At 35.6% G+C, this 12,562-nt stretch carries 11 protein-coding genes; 7 read left to right on the forward strand and 4 right to left on the reverse strand.

Features of this window, described 5'->3' with window-relative positions:
• Nucleotides 1–8 precede the first annotated feature (8 nt).
• The 4 genes from Q0X66_RS05240 (at nucleotide 9) to pafA (ending at nucleotide 5,072) form a co-directional block, all read left to right on the forward strand.
• Nucleotides 9–1,553, forward strand: a complete 1,545-nt coding sequence (locus Q0X66_RS05240; RefSeq protein ID WP_297703930.1) for a PglZ domain-containing protein — start codon at nucleotides 9–11, stop codon at nucleotides 1,551–1,553.
• Nucleotides 1,554–1,916: 363 nt separating this feature from the next.
• The gene (locus Q0X66_RS05245; protein ID WP_297703932.1) at nucleotides 1,917–2,681 is read left to right on the forward strand and encodes a hypothetical protein; all 765 of its coding nucleotides are present in this window, start codon (nucleotides 1,917–1,919) and stop codon (nucleotides 2,679–2,681) included.
• 111 nt (nucleotides 2,682–2,792) lie between these two features.
• The gene (locus Q0X66_RS05250; protein ID WP_297703934.1) at nucleotides 2,793–3,140 is read left to right on the forward strand and encodes a hypothetical protein; all 348 of its coding nucleotides are present in this window, start codon (nucleotides 2,793–2,795) and stop codon (nucleotides 3,138–3,140) included.
• 261 nt (nucleotides 3,141–3,401) lie between these two features.
• Nucleotides 3,402–5,072: an alkaline phosphatase PafA gene (gene pafA / locus Q0X66_RS05255; RefSeq protein WP_297703936.1), complete on the forward strand. Its 1,671-nt coding sequence runs from the start codon at nucleotides 3,402–3,404 to the stop codon at nucleotides 5,070–5,072.
• An 82-nt stretch (nucleotides 5,073–5,154) separates the two neighbouring features.
• Here the strand turns inward: pafA and Q0X66_RS05260 are convergent, their stop codons facing one another.
• Nucleotides 5,155–6,216 carry a hypothetical protein gene (locus tag Q0X66_RS05260; protein ID WP_297703938.1) on the reverse strand — a complete coding sequence of 354 codons (1,062 nt, stop codon included), beginning with the start codon at nucleotides 6,214–6,216 and terminating at the stop codon, nucleotides 5,155–5,157.
• A gap of 91 nt (nucleotides 6,217–6,307) precedes the next feature.
• On the opposite strand from Q0X66_RS05260, the gene Q0X66_RS05265 reads away from it, so the two are divergent.
• Nucleotides 6,308–7,000 carry a hypothetical protein gene (locus Q0X66_RS05265; RefSeq protein ID WP_297703940.1) on the forward strand — a complete coding sequence of 231 codons (693 nt, stop codon included), beginning with the start codon at nucleotides 6,308–6,310 and terminating at the stop codon, nucleotides 6,998–7,000.
• Between the two features lie 107 nt (nucleotides 7,001–7,107).
• Here the strand turns inward: Q0X66_RS05265 and Q0X66_RS05270 are convergent, their stop codons facing one another.
• The 3 genes from Q0X66_RS05270 to Q0X66_RS05280 are packed head-to-tail and all read right to left on the reverse strand — an operon-like array spanning nucleotide 7,108 to nucleotide 8,675.
• Entirely contained in the window at nucleotides 7,108–7,368 is a 261-nt protein-coding gene (locus Q0X66_RS05270) for an NIPSNAP family protein (RefSeq protein WP_297703942.1), read from the reverse strand.
• A gap of 2 nt (nucleotides 7,369–7,370) precedes the next feature.
• Complete coding sequence (locus Q0X66_RS05275; protein ID WP_297703944.1) at nucleotides 7,371–7,760, reverse strand: NIPSNAP family protein; 390 nt, start codon at nucleotides 7,758–7,760, stop codon at nucleotides 7,371–7,373.
• A 33-nt stretch (nucleotides 7,761–7,793) separates the two neighbouring features.
• A complete protein-coding gene (locus Q0X66_RS05280) occupies nucleotides 7,794–8,675 on the reverse strand; it encodes an NAD-dependent epimerase/dehydratase family protein (RefSeq protein WP_297703946.1) in 882 nt (293 codons plus the stop codon).
• A gap of 226 nt (nucleotides 8,676–8,901) precedes the next feature.
• On the opposite strand from Q0X66_RS05280, the gene Q0X66_RS05285 reads away from it, so the two are divergent.
• Together Q0X66_RS05285 and Q0X66_RS05290 are read left to right on the forward strand one after the other, a co-directional pair.
• Nucleotides 8,902–10,695, forward strand: a complete 1,794-nt coding sequence (locus Q0X66_RS05285) for a hypothetical protein (RefSeq protein WP_297703948.1) — start codon at nucleotides 8,902–8,904, stop codon at nucleotides 10,693–10,695.
• A 117-nt stretch (nucleotides 10,696–10,812) separates the two neighbouring features.
• The gene (locus Q0X66_RS05290; RefSeq protein ID WP_297703950.1) at nucleotides 10,813–12,546 is read left to right on the forward strand and encodes an arylsulfatase; all 1,734 of its coding nucleotides are present in this window, start codon (nucleotides 10,813–10,815) and stop codon (nucleotides 12,544–12,546) included.
• The last annotated feature ends 16 nt before the right edge of the window (nucleotides 12,547–12,562 follow it).

Genomic DNA, 12,562 nt, shown 5'->3' on the forward strand with positions numbered 1-12,562 from the left:
ATGACTAAATGAACAAGATAACAATCCTTTGGGCAGATGATGAAATAGATTTGTTAAAGCCCCATATTATTTTCCTGGAAGGCAAAAATTATCAGGTAGTAACCTGTAAAAGCGGTCAGGATGCTTTGGAAGAAATTAGAACCCGGAATTTTGATATTGTTTTTCTCGATGAGAATATGCCGGGAATTTCCGGATTGGAAACATTAAATGAAATTAAAGTTATAGATGCCACCCTCCCGGTAGTAATGATAACCAAAAGTGAGGAGGAGTATATCATGGAAGAGGCTATTGGTTCAAAAATTGCCGACTATCTTATAAAACCAGTCAATCCTAATCAAATACTTCTTTCACTTAAAAAAAACCTGGATCACTCTCGTTTGGTATCAGAAAAGACCACTTCTAACTACCAGCAGGAATTCAGAAAGATCTCAATGGACCTATCTATGGTCAACTCTTATGAGGAATGGGCAGATCTTTACAAGAAACTTATTTATTGGGAATTACAATTGGAGGAAATAGAAGATTCCGGGATGTTTGAAATTTTGGAATCTCAAAAAATTGAAGCTAATAATCAGTTTGGGAAATTTATTGAAAAGAATTATGCTGATTGGTTTCATGATGGTGACGGACCTGTAATGTCACATACCTTATTTAAGGAACTAATTCTGCCTGAAATCCAGGATACACCCACCCTCCTGTTAGTAATAGACAATTTAAGGTATGACCAGTGGTTCGCATTCGAAGATGTCCTTACGCCTTATTACAAGAAAAGCAAGGAAATGCCATATTACAGCATTTTGCCAACGGCAACTCAATATGCGCGAAATGCTATTTTCTCTGGCCTAATGCCCCTTGAAATGGAAAAAAAATACCCCCAATGGTGGAAGAACGATACGGACGAAGGCGGGAAGAATTTATTTGAGAACAAATTCCTGGGAGCACAATTAAAACAATTGGGACTTGATATTAAATGGGAGTACCATAAAATAAGTAGTCTAAAACAAGGCAAACATCTTTCTCAAAACTTTCGTTCGCAAAAGAAAAATGACCTTACGGTTCTGGTGTATAATTTTGTAGACATGCTTTCACATTCCAAAACCGAAATGGATGTTATTAAAGAACTGGCATCTAATGATAAAGCATATCGCTCCTTAACCAATAGTTGGTTTAAGAATTCACCACTTCTTGAGATCATTCAACAAGCGCAAAGTATGGGCTTAAAACTAGTCATTACCACAGATCATGGTACCATAAATGTAAAACAGCCTTCTAAAGTAATTGGAGACAAAGAGACCAGTCTTAATCTTAGATACAAAACAGGCCGAAGTCTTACTTATAAGGAGAATGATGTGATAGAGGCCAAAGACCCTGCTAATATTTATTTACCAAGTATTACAATGAGTAGTTCATTTATTTTTGCAAAAAATGATTTGTTTTTTGCTTACCCCAATAATTACAACCACTACGTGAGCTATTACAGAAATTCTTATCAACATGGAGGCGTTTCCCTGGAGGAAATGATTATACCATTTGTGGTTCTGGAGCCCAGATAATCATATTTGTATAATTACTTGGATCATTTGCTAAACCACCAGATATCCGCAAAAAAGTTTTAGTTAATTAAAAGGAATTTTATCAAATATTTGATTCTTACCAAGGTCTGATTAGACTTGTTAGCACTAAAATTTACACGCTTAGGATTATTTTAAATCGGTTTGTCTAAAAACCCTTTGGTAAATAAAATAGTCATTTGGGACATTTAAAGTAAGGCTTCGTCCCTTGTTATTGTTTAAATCTTTGAATTTCAACTTTATTTGGACAATAAACTTTGGAATAGTGATGTAAAGCGTTAAATATACGTGGCTTTACCCAAAACTCTATATATATCTGAATACTAACTTTAAAACAACTTAAGAATGAGAAAAGGAATTATATTTTTAGCTGTATGCATTTTGAGCTTTCAATTTGCAATGGCACAGTCAATCACTACCCACCAATATAGAAGGGTATCTCCTGAAAATATGGACGAGTATTTAAAAAGAGAAACTACGTATTGGGCTAAATGGGCAGAAAAGGAAGTTACAAATGGGAACTTAACATTTTGGGCGATTTTGCAAAAAGTTGGAGGCGTAAACCAGGATACCAGCCCGAATATCCTAATTATAAATACTTTTAAAGATATTGATAAAGGGGCTGATTGGGGAAGTATAGACGCAATGTTTCCGGATGTTAAAATGGAGGATATTGATACATGGGATATTAGCACTAATATGCATCAGGTATTCCTGAGAAATCTTCCCAACCATATCCGGGCAGAAAATTCCACGGATGATGATTATAAATTTGTACATATCATTTATCACGACACAAAAGATACAGGGCAGCACCTTGCTTTTGAAGCTGATAAATGGAAACCTATGGTAGAACAGGCCATGAAGGAAGGTAAGACAACTATAAAAGGCTGGGGTAATCAGGTCATCATTTCTCCGGTTACTTCTAATTTCACATATGGTAGCTATTCTTATGATATATTTTCCTCTTTGCAGGATGCATTATCTCCTGCCTTTAGCGATGACTGGACCGAACCTGAAGGAACTTGGGATGGTTTTCAGGAGAACTATAACAAGCGTAATTCTAACGTTTACAGAATTGTTGCAGGTGCATCTGCCCCTTCCGAGTAAATTAACCTGAAAGGATTAATGAAAAATGGAAAGCCTTAAATAAATATTTAAGGCTTTTTTTGGAAATAAAATGAGCCACAATCACCTAAAATTATATATAAACATTACGTTATGGGAAACATTAAGCTTATCGCAAGATTTTTAATACATGAGGGCAAAGAAGAAGAATTCAAAAGTATTGCAACTCAGTGCTTGAATATTGTTAGTGAAAAGGAAAAAGACACCACCTTACAGTACGACTGGTATTTTAATTCTGGCGGGAATGAGTGTGTAGTACTAGAAACGTATGCAGATTCTAATGCAATATTTCTTCATTTGGGAAACCTGGGAGAATTGCTTGGTCAGCTACTTCAGATAGCTGACTTTTACCCCGAGATTTACGGGAGCCCCTCAGAAGAATTGCTGAGTGCCGTTAAAGCTATGAATCCTAAAATTTATTCTTTCTATCAGGGCGTTTAATTCTATTAAATATCAGGTCTTTTATTTTATTGTCTCTCCAAATTCGATTATTAAGATTCACTAATTGAGAGTTTAAAGTTTATTGCTTCAAGGTCATCATAATGACCTATTTATAAATCCGAAGTTTTTTCCGGATAAATATCCCTTTAATTGAAGTTATTCTGAGTTATTAATAAAATTTAACATTATAACTGATTATCTTTGAGTAGCACAATGCTATACATATCACAGGATAGAAGCTTTAATTTAAAGGACAGAAAAATGATTAGAATCATCGCTATTGCCACCCTTCTTTTTTTTAACGGACATCTTCTTAAAAGCCAATCAGATCCACCGAAATTGGTTGTGGGTATCGTGATAGATCAAATGAGATTTGATCATCTTTATAAGTATCAGGAGAGGTTTTCTAACGGTGGGTTTAAACGAATAATGCGGGAAGGATTTAACTATAAAAATACTCAGTTTAATTATGTCCCCACGGTCACTGCTGCCGGACATGCATCTATATATACAGGAACAACTCCTTCTACTCATGGAATAATCGGAAATTCGTGGTATCAGCGGAGTACAAAACAGGCCATTACAAATATTGGGGATATGAACGAACTAATCGTTGGAACAACGGCCGTTAACAGTTATGGTGCTTCTCCAAGAAATCTTCTTACAACTACCATCACTGATCAATTGAGAATGGGCACTAATTTTAGGGCTAAAGTAATAAGTGTTTCCCTAAAAGACCGTGGTGCTATCTTACCCGGAGGACATGCGGCTAATGCCGCATATTGGCATGACTGGAAATCGAGTCCCGGTTATTTTATAAGCAGCTCCTATTATATGGATGAATTACCCAATTGGGTTACCAAATTTAATAAATTGGAAAAGTCAGATTCGTATTTAACAGATTCATGGAGCACCTTATACCCAATAGAATCTTATACTTTGAGTGCGCCGGATGACAATAATTATGAACGTGCCCTTGGAGGTAAAACAAGCCCAACATTTCCATATGATTTTAAAAGCATGCGGGAACGCTATAGGGAAGTTGGCTCAGAATTTCAATTGATTTGGGTTACACCTGCTGGAAATTCTTTGTTAACAGACTTTGCCATAGAAGCAATTAAAAACGAAGGTTTAGGAACAGATGATATTACAGATTTTATTAATATAAGTTATACAGTTACTGATATTATTGGGCATACTTTCGGACCTCAATCTGTTGAGTTTGAAGATGTAATATTAAGATTGGACAGGAATATTGAAAGTTTATTAAAATCTCTGGATGCGACGGTTGGTACAGGAAATTATTTACTGTTTTTAACCTCTGATCATGGATCAGTTCCTGTTGCTTCTTATTTAGCAGATAATAAGCTACCTGCCGGACTAGTCAATATACAAAAATATGAGGCTGCTCTACTGAGCCATTTGAATTCAAAATATGGCACGAATGAATGGATTGAAAATTTCGATGGGGAATCGGTTTATTTGAACCGGGATCTAATTAAACAAAAGAAATTGTCTCTTAGAGTTGTACAACAGGAAGCGGCAGATTTTCTGATAACTCTTGAAGACGTGACAGGAGCACTTACCGCATCCAATCTGCAATCAAAAAGTTATGGTTATGGAATGAACAAAATGCTTCAAAATGGTTATCATTCCAAAAGATCTGGAGATGTCATTTTGGTGTTTAAACCAGGGTATGTTCAGAATTTGGACCCCAGAATAACCATGCAAAAAGTTAAAGGTACTACCCATGGTTCCGGGTATGCATACGATACGCATGTTCCCATGCTATGGTTCGGAAAATCTATTCCTAAGGGTAAATCTGTAAGAAAAGTATCGGTGATCGATATAGCACCCAGCATTGCACAAAAGCTGAATATAGCATATCCCAGTGGATCAACAGGGGAACCTTTAATAGAACTGTTTGAGTGAAAAACCTTTAGGTGAAAAAGGCGATAATTATTGGTTCATTCTTTTAAATAAGTCAAAAGAAATAATAATACAGGGCAAAATTTTATTCTAATCTTGCCACATTTAAAATCTCTTTTCTGTACGAGTTGTCATCTTCTAAAACCTCAAAAAAGCCGTTGATGAATTTTCTTGCCTGGGCAAATTCTTTCGGGTCATCAAAGCTTGATTCTAATTCATTGATAATCGACAACATTTTGAATTTATTATCCAGAAATTCTTGTCTTACAGATTGAAATATAGCTGGGTCGCGTTTGAACCCCCGATATAATCTTTGAGTGACGTCGGTTATACTTAGTTCTTGACCCTGAACCACTGAGACTACTGAATAGCTGGCATCAACCAATCCGGACATATCAAAATCATAGGGTATAGGCATAATATTACCATCTACAAACAAAAGCTTTTCATTATGCCGATAAGCAGATGAATAATCCGTATTGCCAATCATAAACTGGAAAAAATCGTTTCTAACGGAACAAACGTCATCCTGTTGTAATGGGTGTATAGACCTTTTAATTTGTTTACCATTACAGCGGTCCGCAACATTATCGATGTCCTCTATAAAAAACCCTTTCAAGTTATACGACTTTACCTTACTCCCTTTTGGCTCTGTAAAATCTATATCCAACAACCTGACATTATAATGATAAGGGGAGATAATTTCATACAACCTATAAGCCATATATTCTCTTAAAACTTTATCGTTAGCACTTTTTGCCATAAAACAAGGAAGTACGAGTTTTAGTTTTTTATTTCCTTCAAACAAGGTTTCTTGGGTTACCGATTTCTTCATTTTCATTTTCATAGGAAGGAAATAGCAATTATCCCGCCTGTACTTGCCCCTTGCCCTAATTTTTACTTCCAAATTTTTCATGGATTCATCACCTGTCAAAAATGCAATTTCACTTTCAATATAGGTACTGTCATTCGTTTCTTTCTTTAAAACTTTGTTGGAATAATTTAATTTTATGGGTAATGGATCATTATTAAGAAAGAGTTCAGTGACCTGATTATCCTGGTCAGTATTTACTAATTCCTGTGAAAAAGTGGTTCCAACAAAAAAAAGATATGTAAAAAGGAATAGAAATATAACTTGCTTATTCATCAGATTGTAGTTAGCTTTACTCTTATAAGTTAATACATTTTAAGCTATTAGACGATATCTTTACATATTAAATTACAGAACAATAGTAGTATTGATTATTTCAATAGTAATTACGTTTCTGGCTTTTAAGTTTAACATAAACTTTTATGTTGATCTTACGATGTTAAGTATTGCTATTATATTTCCTTTGGTTTTTACTATACGTGGTTCCTTCAGGCGCCGGGAAAAGGCCCTGCAACATTTGAGCAAATTCAGAAGTGCTCTAAAGACCGTTCAATATTTTGTGATGAGCAACAAGGAACTCTCTGAAGAGAGTAAAAATGAAATGACTGATATTTTGATTAACATAAGTGAGCAAACTTTAGATCAACTAAAAAACAATGATAATACCACAAAAGATCTGGATGAAATCATTGATAAGGTGCTAACATTTATCGTCAGTAACGAGCAAATTATTTCGAAAAATTTAAAAGACAGAACCTTTCGTTTTATGAAAGATCTGCATGAATCTATTGAGAATTTGCATGCTATTAATACGCACAGGACACCAATAAGTTTAAAGGCCTATTGTCTTGTATTCATCTACATCTTCCCGTTAATTTATGCGCCGACCATTATCCATGATGTGGGATTGGAACACAATCAGGGAATAACCTATTTTATAGTAATACTTACTGAATTTATACTTATATCTCTTTATAACATCCAGGATCAATTAGAATTTCCGTTTGATGATATTGGTTTGGATGATATCAATCTTGATGCCTTTAGGCTTAACAGGTAGGCAAATTGAGCATAACTACTTATTTCCGGAACGGAAGTTCAAATACTTTTTCATCCACTTACCTATTATCCAATATTAATAATAGATATGCATTTAAAAAAAATATTCTACAATTGAGAATATGACAAAGGTTTTAAAAATACCCTGTAAATATTTGAAACCGTATTGGCGTACTCCGGCAGTTTTACTATCCGTTGCCATTCCGGGTTGGGACCAAATTTCGCCCAGTTGACATCACGCTCTGCCATATCTTTAAAAGCAAGTAAATAAGTTAGGCAGGGCATTTGTGGACCAGCAATTTTCTCCCCAAAAAAAACGGAGTGAAGGCCCACCTCATCAAAAATACTAAATTCACTTTCATTAAACATTTTTACTTTGCGTTGAAACGCATCTTCATTATAGCCCTCATAGGTACAGGAAAGTCTTCCTGCGCAGTATTGTTATATTCTTCAGATGCCTGTAGAAAAACCTGATCTTCCCTGAGATCGCTTAATACTTTCTGATAACTATCTAAATCATTATAGGCTATTAATAAATAAATCTTCTTTGGCATGGCATCGCCAATTTCTTCAAATGCTCCAACATTGTTAATTCCCTGTTTGTTTAAAGCGGGTATCAACGCTTTTTCAAAATAGTCATGTAACACTTTAGCGGGTTTTCCGAACCTTAACTCATATTCACGGAATTCATAAATTTCTTTTTGGCTGAACCCCAATGTACATACAAAGAGAACAATTCCTAATGCAATTTTTTTTATCATAATTTGAATTTTTAGTTGATTTTATTTTCTGTATTATTGATCCATTTTATAGGCGCTAAGTATATTTTCAATCCGTTTGTTTTCCTCCGGATCTATAATTTTCCTTTCAGGGTTTGCATCGAGCCATTGCAGGGTTCTTTTTATTCCTTCTGCAAAAGGGATTGTAGCTTTAAAACCCGGTACAAATGTCTTTATTTTTGTATTGTCAAAAATGACACTCTCAGCCTTATCGGCCAGTAAAGTGCCGGTATATGAAGGTTCTATTTTGCAAATAAAATCTGAAGCAATATGGACCACATTTGCCTTGCAACCCAGACTATCCGCCAGGATTTCGTAGATGATGTTCCAGCTTAAAATTTCATCTGAGGTAATATGAAAGGCATGGCCTATTGCCTGCGATAATCCCAATAATCCCACAAAACCAAGTGCAAAATCATCAGAATGTGTCACGGTCCACAATGATGTCCCGTCTCCATGTACAATTATTTCTTTCCCTTTCAGAATTCGATTGGCTGTAGTATATTCTTTAAATCCGCCTATTGCTATGGGAATAACCGTGTCATAAGTCAATGAAGGCCTTACAATTGTTATTGGAAATTCCTCTTCCCTGTATGCTTTCATTAATCTATCCTCACATTTAATCTTATTGTTGGAGTAATCCCATAAATTATTAAATAGTGGTGTAGACTCCGTTGGTGTAAAGGCAATCCAGTTTACCACAACATCCCAATTGTGCCCTTCCAATTCTGATATACTAGCAGGATTACTAATGTCACCCAGAATAGTTTTCACACCCTCTATTTCAATTTTATTAATTCCTCTGTTTAGATGGTATAAGGTTATCCCCTTTGAAACAGCCAACCTGCTCGAAGCGCTGCTAATATTACCTGTACCACCAATAAATAATACTTTCATATAAAGTTCTAAAAGAATTACAAAGTACTGAATTATTCAGGAGTTACAATGATACTAATTGCATTTTATCTTATCAAAAATCTACCAGAAGTGTTGATACGGATGATCGATAAAATTTATTCTAATTTAATCTGATTACACACTTTTCCAATAGGAAATTGTTAACTTGTTATGCATAATCTAAACACTTTGGTTCATCTTAGTGAAAAACTTAAGCACTCTGTATATGAATCTTAAAAGAATTATAGCAGAACTTAAAAAACGTAATGTAGTAAAAGAAGCATTAGCGTATCTTGTTGTTGCCTGGATGATTCTGCAGGTTGCCTCCACTATTCTTCCCATATTTGATTCTCCTGCCTATGCCATGCGCATTATGGTAATAATACTTCTAATTGGTTTTCCGCTTTGGGTGGTATTTTCCTGGATTTATACCATTACTCCAAAAGGCATACACAAAACAGCAAAAAATGAGAGTACTCTACCAGTTAAAACAAAAATTCTAATTGGGGAACGTTTGAATAAAATAATAATTATCTCACTGGTAATTGCAGTCATTCTACTATTATACAACCAATATAGGAACCAGCCCTATGTTGAACGAGGGATGGCTTTTTCGGAAAATGGACTATCCGGTTCTCTAGCCGTCTTGCCCTTCACTAACAATAAACCAGATCCTGAGAGTGATTATTTGGGCTTCGCGATAGCGGACCAGATTATAGGCGACTTAAATTATTTACAGAATATAATTGTGCGCTCTTCAAGTTCAGTTAGAAAGTATGATAAACAACTCATTGATTATGAAGAAGTAAAAGAATATTTGAATGTAGATTATATTTTAATTGGTAACTATCTCAAAGAAGACGATCGAATGAGACTCAATGTAGAATTGGTTGATATGGAATCTAATGAGATGTTATGGAGAAGTGAGCCTATTGAAGTTGACTTTAGCAATACTTTTGAATTGCAGGATATTGTCTCGAAAAGGGTATTGACAGGTTTGAATATCAAGTTCTCAGAAAAAGAGTTCGACAGGATACAGAAAGATATCTCCAACAATCCCTTGGCTTATGAATATTTTTTGAAAAGTATTTCTTACCCATTAACTTCTGAGGGCGATTCCCTGGCGTTAGAAATGCTTAAACAATCAATTACTTTAGATTCATTATATGCTCCGGCTCATGCTGAATTTGGATTCAGGTCTCAACGCATTGCTCTCTTTGAAATGCAGGATCCGGAAAAATTCATCTACACCGAAAAATATTATTTAAAAGCATTAAACTTAAATCCCGAGTTATTGTCCGCTATGGGTTATTTGGCAGTTTTGTATACAGAATCAGCAAAAACCGAAGAAGCTGTCAGGATCACTAAAAAAATGATTGAGATTAATCCAAATAATGCTTCAGCCAGATTTTCTTTGGGCTATCTCTATCGGTATATAGGAATGATCCACGAATCAGTTGCAGAAATGGAGAAAGCGCTTGAGCTAGATCCAAAAAACCCAAATTATGGTAGATTGGGTATCTCCTACCTTAATCTGAATGAATTCGACAAAGCTTTTGAAACCTTTGCCATTGCAAAAGAAACTTCTTATGTGCTTATTTGGCAGGGAATAACCTTGTATAGAAAAGGAGATTTTAAGGAGGCACTCTCCTATTTTGATCAGGCTATCGAAAGACAGGTAGAACCGTATATAATTAATAGCTGTATTGTATTTAAGGCGTCTATTGAAGGGGATATGGAAACAGGGCTAAAGGCAGTTAAAACCCTGGAAGATTCAAATATTTTTGACTCTGAAGGCTGGTATTATTATTCAGTAATGTATTCTATATTGGGTGATCAGGCAGGAGGGTTGAGGTGTTTAAAAAGAGCAGTTGATGGAGGCTATTATAATTATCCTTTGTTAAATACAGACCCATTACTTGAAAATCTACGAGGTAGTCCCGAATTTGATATCATTTTAGAGCAAGCAAAAGAGAGACATATTTACTTTAAGGGGTTATTTTTTGATAAAAATACTTAAAGTGATATGACTTGAAGTAAAACATAGTTCGTTGCTTCTCTCAAACAAGAGTCATTTGATAAAGTCTAAATGATAAATCCTTACCTTAGGTATTTAATAATGAAAGAGGCGCTTTAAATGATAAATTTCGATAGACGAACAAAACAAGTTATACTTCTCCTAATAAAAATTAAAACATGCCGTCACACTACAAATAGCAATTTTATTTTTAATCTTAACCCTACAACTTCGATTCTTACCTTTCTATTTGTAATCATTGGGTTTACCGGATGTTCCGGCACTTCGGAGAAAGCCTCAATAGATAACAGACCTAATATATTATTATTGGTAGCCGATGATCTGGGCTATGCAGATCTGGGCTGTTATGGCGGGGATATTGCAACTCCCAATATCGATGGCCTGGCATCAAGTGGTATCCGTTTCAGCAGGTTTCATACTGCACCAATGTGCGCACCAACAAGGGCGATGCTTTTAACAGGCAATGATAACCATATTGCAGGAGTAGGAAGGCAGGCATTAAGTACACAGGTTTTTGGCTACGAGGGCTATATAACAAATAGAGTGGCTACAATACCTGCCTTGCTAAGAAAGGATGGCTACCACACTTATATGGCTGGTAAATGGCATCTGGGGAATGACAGGGAGGCCAACCCTCACCATAAAGGTTTTGAACACTCGTTTGTTATGCTTGAAGGTGTTGGAAATCATTATAACGGCCAGGGAATATTTAAAGGTATTCCGGTTTCTCATTATACAGAAGATGGTAAACCCACTCAATGGCCGGAAGGTTCTTATTCTACTGATCTTTACACCGATAAACTCATCGCATATATTAATCAGAATAAAGATGATAAACGTCCATTTTTTGCCTATGCAGCATATACCTCTCCGCATTGGCCACTGCAGGTTGATGAGGCTTATTGGAAAAAGTACGAAGGCAGGTATGATAAAGGCTATGATAAATTAAAAGAAGAAAGATTGTTAAGTCTTAAAAAGGCAGGGATGATTCCCGAAAATGCGGTCTTACCTCCTACCCATCCTTCAATAAGGCCCTGGAATTCTCTTACGGAGAATGAAAAAAAAAGAGAATCACGAAAAATGGAACTCTATTCCGGAATGGTAGATAATCTGGATGTCAATATTGGACGTATTATACAGCATTTAAAAGATATCGGAGAGTATGAAAATACCCTGATTATTTTCATGTCGGATAATGGGGCAGCAGGTGAAGACTATTATAATAATCCGGGGATCAGACCTTATATAAATCCTTATTTTAATAATGACTATGAAACCATGGGTGAAGCAAATTCTTTGATTTCCTACGGTTCCCAATGGGCAGAAGCCGGTTCATCACCCTTCAGATATTACAAGGAATATGCAACTAACGGTGGTATTATTGCATCCATGATTATGACTGGCCCCATGGTAGAAAAGCAAAATATAATTGAAGATGACTTTCTAACCGTCATGGATATTGCTCCTACGCTTTATGACCTGGCCAAAATAAGCTATCCGCCGGAATTTAACGGGAATTCACTATTCCCCTTAAAGGGAAAATCACTTCTGCCATTTATTTCCGGAAGAACAAAAACCATACACACAAGCGATTATGTTTTTGGATTGGAGCACAGCGGAAATACGATGCTGAGGAAAGGGCAGTGGAAAATAACAAATTTCAGTGATCCATTTAGTTTATCAGCATTTGAACTCTATAATCTCGATGAAGATCTGGGTGAAATGCAGGATTTAAAAAGTACGAACCGCCAAAAATACCAGGAAATGTATCAGGAATGGACCAATTTTGCCAGTGAAATACAAGTCCAGTTACCCGGTATTAGCTACGATTAAACTTATAAATTACCAT

This window comes from uncultured Eudoraea sp. (assembly GCF_947260015.1).
Taxonomy (GTDB): Bacteria; Bacteroidota; Bacteroidia; order Flavobacteriales; family Flavobacteriaceae; genus Eudoraea.